This is a genomic window from Longivirga aurantiaca, from assembly GCF_042660085.1.
GTDB lineage: Bacteria > Actinomycetota > Actinomycetes > S36-B12 > CAIYMF01 > Longivirga > Longivirga aurantiaca.
This window is the reverse complement of record NZ_JBHSTI010000008.1, coordinates 2,278,294-2,292,268: the sequence shown is the minus strand read 5'-3', so window position 1 is coordinate 2,292,268 and position 13,975 is coordinate 2,278,294. Positions and strand designations below refer to the sequence as shown.

Annotated in this window: 13 protein-coding genes; 7 read left to right on the top strand and 6 right to left on the bottom strand. The window is 71.8% G+C overall.

What is annotated here, in order from left to right:
• Positions 1-79: 79 nt before the first annotated feature.
• From ACFQGU_RS14885 to ACFQGU_RS14875, 3 genes are all read right to left on the bottom strand, one after another.
• Positions 80-745 carry an SRPBCC family protein gene (locus ACFQGU_RS14885; RefSeq protein WP_386767998.1) on the bottom strand — a complete coding sequence of 222 codons (666 nt, stop codon included), beginning with the start codon at positions 743-745 and terminating at the stop codon, positions 80-82.
• Between the two features lie 188 nt (positions 746-933).
• Positions 934-1,890, bottom strand: coding sequence for a patatin-like phospholipase family protein (locus ACFQGU_RS14880; RefSeq protein WP_386767996.1), 957 nt, complete (start codon positions 1,888-1,890; stop codon positions 934-936).
• Positions 1,891-2,092: 202 nt separating this feature from the next.
• The gene (locus ACFQGU_RS14875; RefSeq protein WP_386767994.1) at positions 2,093-2,515 is read right to left on the bottom strand and encodes a molybdenum cofactor biosynthesis protein MoaE; all 423 of its coding nucleotides are present in this window, start codon (positions 2,513-2,515) and stop codon (positions 2,093-2,095) included.
• Positions 2,516-2,606: 91 nt separating this feature from the next.
• Here ACFQGU_RS14875 and ACFQGU_RS14870 point away from each other — a divergent pair, with 91 nt between their 5' ends.
• The 6 genes from ACFQGU_RS14870 to ACFQGU_RS14845 all read left to right on the top strand — a co-directional run bounded on the left by ACFQGU_RS14870 (position 2,607) and on the right by ACFQGU_RS14845 (position 7,420).
• Positions 2,607-3,713, top strand: a complete 1,107-nt coding sequence (locus ACFQGU_RS14870) for an XdhC family protein (protein WP_386767992.1) — start codon at positions 2,607-2,609, stop codon at positions 3,711-3,713.
• Positions 3,710-4,252 (top strand): nucleotidyltransferase family protein, encoded by a 543-nt coding sequence (locus ACFQGU_RS14865; protein ID WP_386767990.1) that lies wholly within the window; start codon positions 3,710-3,712, stop codon positions 4,250-4,252. The genes ACFQGU_RS14870 and ACFQGU_RS14865 overlap by 4 nt, the downstream gene beginning before the upstream one ends.
• 85 nt (positions 4,253-4,337) lie before the next feature.
• Positions 4,338-4,745: a TOBE domain-containing protein gene (locus tag ACFQGU_RS14860; RefSeq protein ID WP_386767988.1), complete on the top strand. Its 408-nt coding sequence runs from the start codon at positions 4,338-4,340 to the stop codon at positions 4,743-4,745.
• A gap of 31 nt (positions 4,746-4,776) precedes the next feature.
• The gene (gene modA, locus ACFQGU_RS14855; protein ID WP_386767986.1) at positions 4,777-5,553 is read left to right on the top strand and encodes a molybdate ABC transporter substrate-binding protein; all 777 of its coding nucleotides are present in this window, start codon (positions 4,777-4,779) and stop codon (positions 5,551-5,553) included.
• A complete protein-coding gene (locus ACFQGU_RS14850; protein WP_386768309.1) occupies positions 5,493-6,362 on the top strand; it encodes an ABC transporter permease in 870 nt (289 codons plus the stop codon). Before modA ends, ACFQGU_RS14850 begins: the two co-directional genes overlap by 61 nt.
• Positions 6,359-7,420: an ABC transporter ATP-binding protein gene (locus ACFQGU_RS14845; RefSeq protein WP_386767984.1), complete on the top strand. Its 1,062-nt coding sequence runs from the start codon at positions 6,359-6,361 to the stop codon at positions 7,418-7,420. Before ACFQGU_RS14850 ends, ACFQGU_RS14845 begins: the two co-directional genes overlap by 4 nt.
• A 71-nt stretch (positions 7,421-7,491) precedes the next feature.
• On the opposite strand, the gene ACFQGU_RS14840 is transcribed toward ACFQGU_RS14845, so the two are convergent.
• The 3 genes from ACFQGU_RS14840 to ACFQGU_RS14830 are packed head-to-tail and all read right to left on the bottom strand — an operon-like array spanning position 7,492 to position 11,194.
• Complete coding sequence (locus ACFQGU_RS14840) at positions 7,492-8,346, bottom strand: FAD binding domain-containing protein (protein ID WP_386767982.1); 855 nt, start codon at positions 8,344-8,346, stop codon at positions 7,492-7,494.
• Entirely contained in the window at positions 8,343-10,721 is a 2,379-nt protein-coding gene (locus ACFQGU_RS14835) for a xanthine dehydrogenase family protein molybdopterin-binding subunit (RefSeq protein WP_386767980.1), read from the bottom strand. Before ACFQGU_RS14835 ends, ACFQGU_RS14840 begins: the two co-directional genes overlap by 4 nt.
• Positions 10,718-11,194: a (2Fe-2S)-binding protein gene (locus ACFQGU_RS14830; protein ID WP_386767978.1), complete on the bottom strand. Its 477-nt coding sequence runs from the start codon at positions 11,192-11,194 to the stop codon at positions 10,718-10,720. The genes ACFQGU_RS14835 and ACFQGU_RS14830 overlap by 4 nt, the downstream gene beginning before the upstream one ends.
• A gap of 426 nt (positions 11,195-11,620) precedes the next feature.
• Here ACFQGU_RS14830 and ACFQGU_RS14825 point away from each other — a divergent pair, with 426 nt between their 5' ends.
• On the top strand, positions 11,621-13,849 hold the full coding sequence (locus ACFQGU_RS14825) for a S8 family serine peptidase (RefSeq protein ID WP_386767976.1): 2,229 nt from the start codon (positions 11,621-11,623) through the stop codon (positions 13,847-13,849).
• The last annotated feature ends 126 nt before the right edge of the window (positions 13,850-13,975 follow it).

Genomic DNA, 13,975 nt, shown 5'->3' with positions numbered 1-13,975 from the left:
GATTCCTGACGTTGGCCGAGCCGTTCGTCACGTACGGGAGGGCAGCCTCGGGCAAGGGGAGGCCGGCCTTCGGCGCACGCTACTTCTTGACGAGCCAGATGATCAGGCCGATGACCACAACGGCGCCGATCACGATGGGGATGGCCCGCTTGAGCACCGGCGCGCCCGCAGTGCCGAGCAGGTCGATGGCCTCCTCCGAGGCAGGACGCGGGGGAGGAGTGGTTGCGCGCGGGGCAGCAGCGGCCGCCTCGGTGCCGCCGCCGTCCGCAGCGGCAGCCGCCGCGACGGCACCGGCGCCGGCAGCGGTCATCTGCGCGGCGAGGTTGGCCGAGAACTGGTCGATGATGCGGCCGGCGACGTCCTGCATGACGCCGCGGCCGAACTGCGCGGCCTTGCCGGTGATGGTCAGCTCGCTGACGACGTCGCAGCGGGTGCGGTCCGGCGCCTCGGCGACGAGCACGGCGGTGACGAGCCCCTTGGCGGTGCCGGTGCCCTTGGTCTCCTTGCCCGTGCCCTCGATCACGGCGGTGTGGGTCGCCTCGTCGCGGCTGACGAACCGCGCGGTGCCGCCGTACGTCATCGAGACCGGGCCGAGCTTGACCTTGACGTTGCCCTCGAAGTTCTCGCCGTCGCTCTTGGTGAGCGTCGCGCCGGGGACGCAGGGGGCGAGGAACTCGACGTCCTGCAGCGTCTTCCAGGCGGTGTCCATATCGGCGGGTACGACGAACGAGTTCTGAAGCTCCACGAACACTCCTGGGAAGGCGCTGACGAGCACGGGTCTGTGACGGCGGTCACGCGGTGGGCTGAGGGTAGGACGGGGTCGGCATCCCCGCACCCTGACGGTGCAGGTCCTGAGGTTGCCCAGACCTGACTGGGGCAGAAGCGGCTGCATCTCCCACGAGGACCCGCAGGTGCGGATCTGCGGGCGGAACGTCAGGCGGACTCGGGTCGGCCCGGGATGAGGTCGGGACGCCGGGCGAACGCGTGCGCGAGCGACTCCTCGGCCTCGTGCCGCCCGGCCTCGATGAGGGCCTCGGTGTGGTCGAAGTCCAGGACGCTGCGGAGCTTCTCCGCGGGGCGCATCCGGAGGCTGATCGTGCTCACGCGCGGGTCGTGGCCGGAGTCGCCGAGGCCCACCTGCCGGCCGAGGGCGAGGGCGAAGCCGGTCGACACGAGGTCGAGACTGCCCGGGTGGTATGCCGCGGTGGCGCGGACGGCGCCGGACACATCGAGCACCCACACGTGCCCCGGATCGAGCTCGAGCGCGTACTGCAGCGGCAGCATCGCCGTGACCGCGCCGTCCACGTGCAGGCCGGCATGCTCGCCGTCCGGGTCGTCGAGGTGCACGGCGGGGAACAGCCCGGGCAGCGCGGACGACGCGAGCAGGACGTCGACGAGCGGCCCCCGGCGGTGGAACACCGGGTGGCCCGTCGCGAGGTGCGTGGTGCCGATGTAGAGCTCGATGTCGGAGCCCCCGATGTCGGTGCGGTCGCCGACAGCCTCCTCGAGGGCGGCGCGCAGCCCCTCGGCCGGGAACGCGCCGGACCGTCCGCGCACGACGTTCCAGGCCCAGCTGCGGCGGCCGCCGATGACACCGGTCGTGGAGAGGGCCCGCCAGAGGTCTTCCAGGCGCTCCCCGCCGTCCGAGTGCGGGTGGAACGCGATGTGCGCGCCGTTGATGGCGCCCGCGGAGACGCCGACGATGGCGTCCGGCACCACGCCGGCGTCGAGCAGCACGCGGGCCATGCCCGCCTGGGCCGCACCGAGCGCGGCTCCGCCGGACAGCACGAAGACGGTCCGGGGGTGGGTCGGGGTCGGGTGCGGCGCGTCGTGCCGCGCGAGCGTGGCGCGCGCCGAGGCAGCGAGCGACCCCAACGGTCCGAGCGCCATCGCCCTCACCTCCCACCTCGACGGTAGGCGTGCGGCGCCCTGGATGCATCACTCCGGGGAGTGTCGTTCGGAACCTGACGAAACCAGCCCCACCGTCACCTCGCCAGGTTGACGATGGGGGGCTTCGTTGCTCAGAGCTCAACGACGCCGGCCTTCATGGCGGGGGATGGCGGGCCGCCGCCTCCCGACCGGGTCGGGGGGATCAGGCGCAGTTGACCCATTCGTCGGTGCCGTCGGTGAAGACCTGGTGCTTCCACACGGGCAGGCGCTCCTTGATGACGTCGACGAGCTCGGCGCAGGCGGCGAACGCCTCGGCGCGATGGGCGCTGCTGACCGCGGCGACCAGCGCCGCCTCACCGATGGCGATGGGCCCGACGCGGTGCAGGGCCGCGACGGCGACCACGGGGTGCCTGGCGGCGATCTCGGCGGCGCACTCGGCGAGCACCGAGGCGGCGGTCGGGTGGCCCTCGTAGGTGAGCGTCGCGACCGACCTGCCGTGGTCGTGGTCGCGGACGTCGCCGGAGAAGGTGACGACGGCGCCGGCCTCGGGCCCGGCCACGAGGGCGGCCACGTCGCGCACGTGGATGGGCTCGGTCACGACGTCGGCGAGCAGGACTCTTGCCATGCGGGTCATCATGGACGACGACGGGCACGCGCGCTGCGTCCGGCCGGGTCCGTCGTGCCCTCACCCCAGTGGGACACCCCGAGGAGATGCCGTGCGCGAGGTCCTGCCCGCACTGATGGCCGCCGTCGATCGCGGCGAGCCGGTGGCGATGGCCACCGTGGTCCGCACGTGGCGTTCGGCGCCGCGTCCTGCCGGTGCGTCGATGCTCGTGACCGCCGCAGGCGAGGCGGTCGGCTCGGTGAGCGGCGGCTGCGTCGAGGGCGCGCTCTACACCCTGGGCACCGAGGTGCTCGAGGACGGCGTCGCGCGCTACGAGACGTATGGCATCAGCGACGGTGACGCGTTCACGGTCGGGCTCACCTGCGGCGGGATCCTGGAGGTGTTCGTCGAGAAGGTCGACGAGCAGACCTGGCCGGAGCTGCCCGGTATCGCGGCGTCGATCGACGCGGGCGAGCACGTCGCGGTCGCCACGGTGGTGAAGGGTCCCGATCACGTGGGGCGCCACATCGTGGTGCGGGAGAACGGGATCGAAGGATCGCTCGGCACCTCGCGCCTGGACGACACCGTGGGATCCGACGTGCTCGGGATGCTCGAGTCCGGCTCGACGGGGTTCCTGAGGTACGGCCCCGAGGGCGAGCGGCTCGGCGAGGGCCTGGAGGTGTTCGTGGCGTCGTTCGCGCCGGCGCCGCGGATGGCGATCTTCGGCGCGGTCGACTTCTCCGCGGCACTGAGCAGGGCGGGCAAGCTGCTGGGCTTCCACGTCACGATCGTCGACGCGCGCGAGGTGTTCGCGACCAGGAAGCGGTTCCCGGACGCCGACGAGGTCGTCGTGGACTGGCCGCACCGCTGGCTGGCCTCGCAGCAGGTCGACTCCCGCGCGGTGATCTGCGTGCTGACGCACGACCCGAAGTTCGACGTGCCGGCGCTGAAGGAGGCCGTCGCCACCCGCGCCGCCTACATCGGGGCGATGGGGTCGCGCCGCACCCACGAGGACCGCACGATCCGGTTGAAGGAGGCCGGGCTCACCGACGCTGAGATCGCCCGGATCCAGTCGCCGATCGGCCTGGACCTCGGCGCGAGAACCCCTGAGGAGACAGCGATCTCGATCGCCGCCGAGATCGTGCAGCACCGCTGGGGCGGCTCAGGCAAGAATCTGGCGCAGTCCGACGGGCCGATCCACGCCGGCGCTCCGCGTTGAGCGGGAGCACCGCGGGGCTCGTGCTCGCTGCCGGTGAGGGACGGCGCTTCGGCGGTCCGAAGGCGCCGTACGTGCTGGACGGCGAGCGGCTGGTCGACCGTGCGGTGCATCTGCTGCGCGACGCCGAGTGCGAGCCCGTCGTCGTCGTGCTCGGTGCCTGGGTGGGCCGCGTGGACGACGCCGACATCACGGTCGTGAACGCCGACTGGGCGAGCGGCATGGGCTCGTCGCTGCGGCTCGGCCTGGACACGCTGGTGGGCACCGAGGCCGATCGGGTCGTGGTCACCCTCGTCGACCTCCCGGGGCTCAGCCCCGAGGCCGTGCGACGGCTCGTCGACAGCGGCTCCGATCTCGCCCAGGCGGCGTACGCCGGCGAGCGGGGGCACCCGGTGCTGCTCGGGCGGGGGCACTGGCCGGGCGTGCGCGACGCGGCCGACGGCGACCGCGGTGCACGGGCCTACCTCGCGGCGCACGACGTCGCCCTCGTGGAGGTGGGCGACGTCGCGTCGGGCGAGGACCTCGACGAGCGGCCTGCGTGACCTGCGGAAGCATGACGGGTCACAATCCGCACGTGCGGACCAGAAATGGATGCGTGATCCGCATCTGAGCCGTACCCTCGCCCGCATGACGAAGCTGCGGATCAGCGAAGTGGCGAGCCTCCTGCACGTCAGCGACGACACGGTGCGGCGCTGGGCCGACTCGGGGCGCCTCGCCACGGCGACCGACGACGTCGGACGTGCCGTGGTGGACGGCACCGAGGTGGCGCGGTTCATGGCCGAGCGGGCGGTCGACGATCCCGCGCTCGAGAGCCCGGTGGTGAGCGCCTCGGCCCGCAACCGGCTGACGGGCATCGTCACCCGCGTCGTGCGCGACACGGTGATGGCGCAGGTCGAGCTGCAGGTGGGCCCGCACCGGATGGTGTCGCTCATGAGCCGCGAGGCCGCCGACGAGCTCGGTCTCGAGCCCGGAGTCCTCGCGGTCGCCACCGTGAAGTCCACCAACGTCGGCATCGAGATCCCCGACCACCGCTGATGCGCACCCCGCGGACGACGAAGGGCGCACCGTGCGCACGCGCCTGCTCGTAGCCCTCGCAGCCGCGACGCTCGCTGTGGCCGGATGCGGCTCGACCGCTGCTGGAGAAGCGCCGTCCGGCTCGGCGACCGGCGTGACAGGACCGATCACCGTGTTCGCCGCAGCCTCGCTGAAGGAGGCGTTCGTGACGATCGGCGAGCAGTTCGAGGCGGCGAACCCGGGAACGACGATCACGTTCAGCTTCGGGCCGAGCAGCGGACTCGCGACCCAGATCGCCGAGAAGGCGCCTGCCGACGTGTTCGCCAGCGCGAGCCAGAAGACGATGGACACCGTGGTCGACGCCGGGCTCGCGCCCGGCTCGACGGTGTTCGCCGTCAACACGATGGCCATCGCTGCCCCGGCCGACCCGATCACGACAGTCACCTCGCTGGCGGACCTCGCCGACCCCGCGGTGAAGGTCGCCGTGTGCGCGGCCGACGTGCCGTGCGGCATCGCGGCCGACAAGCTCTTCGAGCAGAACAACCTCACGGTGACGCCCGTGACGCGCGAGGTCGACGTGAAGTCGGTGCTCTCCAAGGTGCAGCTCGGCGAGGTCGACGCAGGCATCGTCTACGTGACCGACGTGAAGGCCGCGGGCAGCGCCGTCGTCGGCATCGACATCCCCGTCGACCAGAACGTGACGACGAGCTACCCGATCGCCGCGATGTCGGGCAGCGCGAATCCCGTGACAGCACAGGCGTTCGCGGCATACCTGCTGGGCCCCGAGGCGCAGAAGGTGCTCGCCGACGCCGGGTTCGGCGCCCCGTGACCGCCCGCCGCGGGCGGTCGGCGACCGCACCCCCCTGGCCCGTCCTCGTGCCCGCCGGGCTCGCCATCCTGTTCCTCGCGCTGCCCCTGCTCGGGCTGCTCGTCCGCGCGCCCTGGAGCCGGTTCTGGGAGGTGCTCACCTCGCCGACGTCGCTGGCGGCGCTGCGGCTCTCGCTCGTGACCGGGCTGGCCTCGACCGTCGTGGCCGTGCTGCTCGGCGTACCGCTGGCCTGGCTGCTCGCGCGCTCGACAGTCCCGGGCCGCCGCTTCCTGCGCGCGCTCGTCACGGTGCCGCTCGTGCTCCCGCCCGTCGTGGGCGGCATCGCACTGCTCCTGGCGTTCGGGCGCCGGGGCATCGTCGGTCAGCCGCTCGAAGCACTCACCGGGATCACGCTGCCGTTCACCACGCCGGGGGTGGTCGTTGCGCAGGTGTTCGTGGCCATGCCGTTCCTCGTCATCACGGTCGAGGGGGCGCTGCGCGGCCTGGACGGGAAGCTCGAGGAGGCTGCGGTCACCCTGGGCGCGAGCCGCGTCGAGGTGTTCCGCCGGGTCACCGTGCCGCTCGTGGCGCCGTCGCTCGTCGCGGGTGCGGTGCTGACCTTCGCCCGCGCACTGGGCGAGTTCGGAGCGACCATCACCTTCGCCGGCAACCTCGAGGGCGTGACGCAGACGCTGCCGCTCGCCGTCTACACCGGTCTCGAGGGCGACCCTTCCGAGGCGGTCGTGCTGAGCCTCGTGCTGCTCGCGGTCTCGGTGCTCGTGCTCGTGGGGCTCCGCGACCGGTGGCTGGGGACCGGGGCATCGGCATGAGCGGGCTGTCGGGCCAGGTCGTCGTCGAGCAGGGGGCCTTCCGCCTCGACGTCGAGATCGAGGTGGCTGCCGGCGAGGTGGTGGCGGTGCTCGGCCCGAACGGTGCCGGGAAGTCGACCCTGCTGCGCGCGGTCGCCGGGCTCACGCCGATGACCGGCGGGCGGCTGTCGCTCGGCACCGTGGTCGTGGACCATCCCGCGGCCGACGTGCTCGTCGCACCGGGGGAGCGCCGGATCGGCCTGGTGTTCCAGGATTATCGGCTCTTCCCTCACCTCTCGGTGCTCGACAACCTCGCCTTCGGGCTGCGCTCGTCCGGCGTGTCCAAGGCCGAATCCCGGCGGCGCGCGGGGGTGTGGGTGACGAGGCTCGGGCTCGACGACCTCGCGCACCGCAAGCCGGCGACGCTGTCGGGCGGGCAGGCACAGCGGGTGGCGCTCGGTCGTGCGCTCGCGGCCGACCCGGTGGCGATGCTGCTCGACGAACCGCTCGCGGCGCTCGACGCCGGCACGCGGCTCGACGTCCGCTCCTGGTTGCGCGAGCACCTGACCGACGTCGGGGGTCCCACGCTGCTGGTCACGCACGACCCGCTCGACGCCCTCGTCCTGGCGGACCGGATCGTGGTGCTGGAGGGCGGCTCGGTCACGCAGCAGGGGGAGCCGTGGGAGGTGGCCAGGCGCCCGGCGACGCGCTACGTCGCACGGCTGCTCGGCATCAACCTGCTGCCCGGCACGGCCGCGGGCGGGGAGGTCGCCCTGGACGGCGGCGGCGCGCTGCACGTGGCGGACGACGCCGATCACCACGGCCACGTGCTGGTCGCCGTACGACCCAGCGCGATCAGCCTGCACGCCGCCGAGCCGGAGGGCAGCGCGCGCAACGTGTGGCGCGGTGTCGTCGACGGCGTCGAGCCCATCGGCGACCGCGTCCGCGTCACCGTCAGCGGCGCCCCGACGGTCATCGTCGACGTCACACCGGGGGCGGTGGCCGACCTCCGGCTCACGCGCGGCACCGAGCTGTGGCTCTCGGCCAAGGCCACCGAGCTCGACGTCTACCCCGCCTGACCGACCCTCGAGGAACAGCAGAACGGCCCCCGTCGTGCGACGGGGGCCGTTCTGCTGGGGCTGGTGGAGCGCTAGAGGCCCGCGGCCTTGGCGACGGCTCGGCCCGTGAGGACCTTCGCCAGGTGGGTGCGGAAGTCGGCCGCGGCGTGGGTGTCGCTGGTGGGCGACGTGCCGTCGGCCGCGCTCTGCGCGGCGGCAGTGATCGCCTCGACGGTGGCAGGGCCTCCGATGAGGGCCGCCTCGACCGAGGCAGCGCGCACCGGCGTCGGTCCGACGTTGGTGAGCGCGACGCGGGCGCCGGTGATGCTGCCGCCCTCGACCTTCACCGCCGCTGCGACACCGACGATGGCCCACGCCTGCGCGGTGCGGTGGAACTTCTCGTAGTGGCTGCCCCACCCGTCGAGCTTCGGCACGCGGACGGCCACGAGGACCTCGTCCGGTCCCACGGCCGTGGTGAAGTAGTCGACGAAGAAGTCCGCCGCCGCCACCGTGCGACGGCCGCCCGGCCCCGCGATCACGAACTCGGCGTCGAGCGCCCGCGCCACCGTGGGCAGGTCGCCTGCCGGGTCGGCGTGGGTGCACGAGCCGCCGAAGGTCCCGCGGTGACGGATGGCCGGGTCGGCCACGAGCCCCGCGGTCTGCGACAGCAGGGGCACCGAGGCGTTGACCGCCGCGTCGTGCAGGACCTCGTACGTCGTGACCGCCGCACCGATGAGCAGCGAGCCGCCCTCGTCCGAGATGCTCCGCATCTCGCCGACGCCGCTGACATCGACGAGCACGGTCGGTGCGTTGAGACGCAGGCGCAGCACCGGCAGCAGCGACTGGCCGCCGCCGAGCACCTTCGCGTCCTCGCCTGCCTCGGCGAGAGCCGCGACGGCCTCGTCGACCGTGGACGCCTTCACGTAGTCGAACGCCGAGGGGATCATGCGGCACCTCCGTTCTGCGCCGCCTGGATGGCGCGCCACACGTTCTGCGGGCTGGCGGGCATGAAGACGTCGTTGACGCCGAGGGGGCGCAGCGCGTCGACCACGCCGTTGATGATCGCCGGGGTCGACGCGATCGCGCCGGCCTCGCCGATCCCCTTGGTCCCCAAGGGATGTGTCGTGGACGGAGTGATCGTCCGATCGGTGATGAACGACGGCAGGTCGGCCGCGCTCGGAAGGAGGTAGTCGCCCATCGACCCGGTCAGCAGGTTGCCGTCAGCGTCGTAGAGGGCACCCTCGTACATCGCCTGGGCGATGCCCTGGGCGAGTCCGCCGTGCACCTGGCCCTCGACGATGAGCGGGTTGATCTGCACGCCGCAGTCGTCGACGGCGACGTACTTGCGCAGCGTGACCATGCCGGTCTCCGTGTCGACCTCCATGGCCGCGAGGTGCGTGCCGTGGGGGTAGGAGAAGTCCTGCGGGTCGACGGTCGACTCGCCGGACAGCATCGGCTCCATGCCGTCGGGGATGTTGTGCGCCGCGAACGCGGCCCACGCGACGGCCTGGATGGTCGTGCTCTTCTCAGGGTCGCCCTTCACCGAGAACGTGCCGTTGCTGAACTCGATGTCGTCCGGGCTCACCTCGAGCTGGTGCGCGGCCATGACCCGTGCCTTCTCCACGACCCTCTCGCCAGCCGCCTTGATGGCCTGGCCACCGACGGCCAGCGAGCGCGAGCCGTACGTGTCCATGCCGTACGGCGCCCTGCCGGTGTCGCCGTGCACGACCTCGATGTCCTCGACAGGGATGCCGATGATGTCGCTGGCGATCTGGCTCCACGCAGTCTCGTGGCCCTGCCCGTGCGGCGACGTGCCGGTGACGAGCTCCACCTTGCCGGTCGGCGTCACACGGATCGTGCAGTGCTCCCATCCGCCTGCGGCGTACTTGAGCGCGCCCAGGGTGCGGGACGGCGCGAGGCCGCACATCTCGGTGAACGTCGAGATGCCGATGCCGAGCTGAACCTTGTCGCCGCTCGCGCGGCGTGCGGCCTGCTCGGCGCGGAGCTCGTCGTACCCGAAGAGCTCCACCGCGCGCGCGGTCGCGGCCTCGTAGTTGCCCGTGTCGTACGTGAGGCCCGCGATCTGCGTGTAGGGGAACTCCTCGTGCTTGATCCAGTTCTTCTTGCGCAGCTCGAGCGGCTCCATGCCGAGCTCGTTCGCGAGCTCGTCGACGATGCGCTCGATGGCGTACGTCGCCTCCGGGCGTCCGGCGCCGCGGTAGGCGTCGGTCGGCGTCTTGTTGGTGTAGACGCCGGTGCAGGTGAAGTCGAGCGCGTCCATCTTGTAGATGCCCGAGTACATGAACATGCCGAGGAGCGGCGTGCCGGGCGTGATGATCTGCAGGTAGGCGCCCATGTCGGCCTTGAGGTCGACCTTCAGCCCCAGGATGGTGCCGTCGCTGGTCGCGGCGATCTCGATGTCCTGGATCTGGTCGCGGCCGTGGTGCGTCGACACGAAGTGCTCGCTGCGACCTTCGGTCCACTTGACCGGGCGACCCAGCTTCTTGGCCAGGACGATCGACAGCACCTCCTCGCGGTTGATCTGCAGCTTGGCGCCGAAGCCGCCGCCGACGTCGGGTGCGACGACGCGGATGTTGTTCTCCGGGATGCCCGTCAGCAGCGCCAGCAGGACCCGAAGCACGTGGGGGATCTGGGTCGAGGACCAGATGGTGATCTCGTCGCTCATCCCCATCGGCGCAGCGACGACCGAGCGAGGCTCCATCGGGTTCGGGATGAGGCGCTGGTTGATGAACCGGCGGCTGACGACGACGTCGGCCTTGGCCTTCGCCGCGGCGTAGTCGCCCCAGGGCACGTTCATGGTGAAGCACTGGTTCGTGCCGAAGTCCTCGTGGACGTTCGGGGAGCCGGACGCGAGGGCGCTCTCCATGTCGACCACTGCCGGCAGCGGCTCGTAGTCGACGTCGATGAGGTCGAGCGCGTCGACCGCGAGCGACTGCTCGGTGGCGAGGACGACGGCGACGACGTCGCCCGCGAAGTTGACCGTGTCCGAGCAGATCGCCGGCATCGTCGCGGTGTTGATGTCGTCGGTGACCGGCCACACGCAGGTGGTGCCGAGGAGGTCGGGGAAGTCCGCGCCCGTGTAGACGGCGAAGACGCCCTCTGCCGCCGTGGCGGCGCTGGTGTCGATCCGGGTGATCCTCGCGTGCGCGACCGAGCTGCGCAGCGTGGCCATGTGCAGCGTGCCGGGCAGCTGGATGTTGTCGGTCCAGTTGGTGCGGCCGGTCAGGAGCCGGGCGTCCTCCTTGCGCCGGTCGGAACGACCGATCGCAGGGCCGTCCGTGCGCTCGACGGTCTCGGTCATGCCGACGCCCCCTTCATCTCGGCCGCAGCGGTCGCGACCGCCTTCACGATGTTGTGATAGCCGGTGCAGCGGCAGAGGTTGCCCTCGAGGCCGGCCCGGATCTCGTCCTCGCTCGGGTCCGGGTTCTCCGAGAGCAGGTCGACCGAGGCCAGGACCATGCCGGGGGTGCAGAAGCCGCACTGGAGGGCGTGGCACTCCTTGAACGCCTTCTGCACCGGGTGCCACTCGTCGCCGTCGGCGAGGCCCTGGATCGTGGTGACGCTCTGGCCGTCCACCTGGACGGCGAGCACGCTGCACGACTTGGCGCTGCGTCCGTCGATCAGGACGGTGCAGGCACCGCAGTTCGAGGTGTCGCATCCGACCGGTGTGCCGACGAGGCCGAGGTCCTCGCGCAGCCAGTGCACGAGGAGCCGTCGAGGCTCCACGTCACCGTGCCGCAGGATCCCGTCCACGGTGACTCCGATGTGGGTCATCGATGATCTCCCTGGGGTTGGAGTGGCGAGGGCGCGCGACGTCCCGGACAGCCGTCGCCCCGTGCCGCGGAAAGTACCCCCGTCAACGGGGGCGTAGGGCGGGTTCGCCGCACCTCTGACCGGATGCTGAGGCGTAGGACGAAATCGCGGACAGACGACCCACGTTCTCCCCGCATATGCGGATCCCTCCACCTGGGAGGGCCGGGCGATGGGAGGCGAGGCGCCCTCGCACCGCGTGCATCCAGACACGAGGAGTGACCGACGTCGCACGATGCGTGCCCTCGTTCCCTCGACCGGGTTACCGCAGGAGAAGTTCCGGTCACGGAAGCGCGTGGCGACGATTCCTGCACATATGGTCTGCGCGTCACCACGAGGCGGATGCCCTCCCGGCCCGCACCGTTCTCACCTGTCGACGAGGAGATCTCGATGCTCCGTACGACCACCACCGCACGACGTGCCGCCGCCGCTGCCACCGCAGCGTCCGCGCTCGTCGTCGCGCTGACTGTCGCTCCGCTGGCGGCCACGCTGCCGGCCGGGGCGACACCGTTGAACGACGCCACCGCGTCGAAGACGACGGTGGACACCAGCCGCGCGATCGTCCAGCTGACCATGGCCCCGCTGGCCACGGCGGCCAAGACCAAGCCGGCCAAGGGCAAGAAGATCGACTTCAACAACTCGACGACGAAGGCGTACCGCGCCCTGCTGTCCAAGGCGCGCAACGACTACAAGGCCTGGCTGCGCACCAACGTCCCCGGCGCCTCGGTCACGGGTGAGTTCGACATCGCCCTCAACGCCGTGGCCGTCAAGCTCAACGGCGCGAGCCTCAAGCAGATCTCGGCGACGTCGATGGTCGCGCAGGCTCAGTACGAGGGTGTCTACTACCCGACCGCGGCGTCGATCGCCGACCCGGACCTCGCGCTCATCAACGCGACGGCGGGCTGGGGCACCAACGGGGCGGCCGGGGCGGGTCGCAACGTCAAGGTCGCCATCGTCGACTCCGGCATCGACCAGACCCACCCGTGCTTCAGCGACGCCGGCTACCCGGGCCAGACCCAGCTCGGCGACAAGAAGTACACGAACAACAAGGTCATCGTCGCTCGCGTCTTCAACATGAAGCTCAACCAGAACGGCTTCGACGCGCAGGGCGTCGGCGACCACGGCACCCACGTCGCCGGCACGGTTGCCTGCAACTACCAGACGCCGGTCACGGTCGACGGCGTCGCGGTGCCGTACAAGATGTCGGGCGTCGCCCCGGCGGCGCTCCTCGGCAACTACAACGTCTTCCCCGGCGACGTCGAGAGCGCGCGCTCGGAGGACATCCTCAACGCGCTCGAGGCCGCCTACGCCGACGGCATGGACGTCGCGAACATGAGCCTCGGCGGCGACGCCCACGGCATCCAGGACCTCCTCACCATCGCCGTCGACAACCTCGACCGCGCGAACATGGTGGTCGCGGTGTCGGCGGGCAACGAGGGCCCCGGCCCGTTCACCCTGGGCTCGCCCGGCTCCGCCGAGCGCGCGCTCACTGCAGGCGCGAGCGCCGTCCCGCACTTCGTCGGCGCGACCCTGACGGTCGCCACCGCGGCGCAGCCGTTCCTCGTCGCTGCAGGCGACTTCCCGACGGTTGCGGCTGATCTCGGCGCTCCGCTCGGTGTGGTCACGGGCACCACCAACGGCTTCAGCGACGCCTGCGCCGCACTGCCCGCGGGCAGCCTCACCGGCAAGATCGCCGTCGTGTCGCGAGGTGCATGCACCTTCACCACCAAGGTCCGGAGCGCGCAGAACGCCGGTGCCGTCGCGGTGATCGTCGTCAACAACGTCGCGGGCGACCCGACCGCCATGGCCGCGGACGGCACGACGCCGGAGCCGACCATCCCGGCGTACATGGTGGGCGGCTCGTACGGCGCCGCGCTCCTGGCGCTCGACGGCAAGGCCGCCACGATCGGTGCCCAGCTGGGCTACCAGCTGACGTCGAACGCGAACGTCATGGCGGGCTTCTCCAGCCAGGGCCCGGTCGACGTGAGCCTGCGCGCCAAGCCCGACGTCGTCGCCCCGGGCGTCAACGTCCTGTCGTCGATCCCCATGGCCGACTGCGAGGACGCCACGGGTTGCTTCGCGTTCTTCAGCGGCACCTCGATGGCGTCGCCGCACCTGGCGGGCTCGGCGGCGGTCGTCCGCGGTCAGCACCCGACCTGGTCGGCCGAGCAGGTCCGCTCCGCCATCGTGAACACGGCGACGCAGGGCGTCCTGAAGGACTACAAGACCGCGACCGTCACCAACGACGTGCTCGTCGTGGGCGCGGGCCTCGAGAACCTCGATGCCGCGGTCGACGCTCCGGCCGTCCTCGGGCCGGTCAGCGCCGCGTTCGGCGGGATCCCCGCCGGCAGCGGCCAGGCACGGTCCACGACGATGACGATCACCAACACGACCGGTTCGTCGAAGACCTTCGCGCTGTCGGTCTCGGACCAGCCTGCGGGCGTCACCTACGCGGTCAGCGCCTCGTCGGTCACCCTGGCTGCAGGCGCGTCGGCGACGTTCACCGTCACGGCGACCGCCGCGAAGGCGGCGCCGGCCGGCTTCAAGCAGGGCTTCCTGCGGGTCAAGGTCGGCGGCACCGAGGTCGCCCACGCGGTGCTCCTCACGGTCACCAAGTAGTCAGCACCTGATCGGCCCGAGGGCCGGCACCGGATCCGCTCCCGGTGCCGGCCCTCGGCGTGTCACCCAGGAGTACGCCGGACGTTCGCCTCCCGTTCGCACGCACGTCCGCGGCGGCAGAGGCGC

What these genes read in the sequence shown, in the direction of transcription:
- ACFQGU_RS14880 (WP_386767996.1), bottom strand. Translation starts at nt 1,890, where the DNA reads ATGGCGCTCGGACCGTTGGGGTCGCTCGCTGCCTCGGCGCGCGCCACG.
- ACFQGU_RS14875 (WP_386767994.1), bottom strand. Translation starts at nt 2,515, where the DNA reads ATGGCAAGAGTCCTGCTCGCCGACGTCGTGACCGAGCCCATCCACGTG.
- ACFQGU_RS14860 (WP_386767988.1), top strand. Translation starts at nt 4,338, where the DNA reads ATGACGAAGCTGCGGATCAGCGAAGTGGCGAGCCTCCTGCACGTCAGC.
- ACFQGU_RS14845 (WP_386767984.1), top strand. Translation starts at nt 6,359, where the DNA reads ATGAGCGGGCTGTCGGGCCAGGTCGTCGTCGAGCAGGGGGCCTTCCGC.
- ACFQGU_RS14840 (WP_386767982.1), bottom strand. Translation starts at nt 8,346, where the DNA reads ATGATCCCCTCGGCGTTCGACTACGTGAAGGCGTCCACGGTCGACGAG.
- ACFQGU_RS14835 (WP_386767980.1), bottom strand. Translation starts at nt 10,721, where the DNA reads ATGACCGAGACCGTCGAGCGCACGGACGGCCCTGCGATCGGTCGTTCC.
- ACFQGU_RS14830 (WP_386767978.1), bottom strand. Translation starts at nt 11,194, where the DNA reads ATGACCCACATCGGAGTCACCGTGGACGGGATCCTGCGGCACGGTGAC.
- ACFQGU_RS14825 (WP_386767976.1), top strand. Translation starts at nt 11,621, where the DNA reads ATGCTCCGTACGACCACCACCGCACGACGTGCCGCCGCCGCTGCCACC.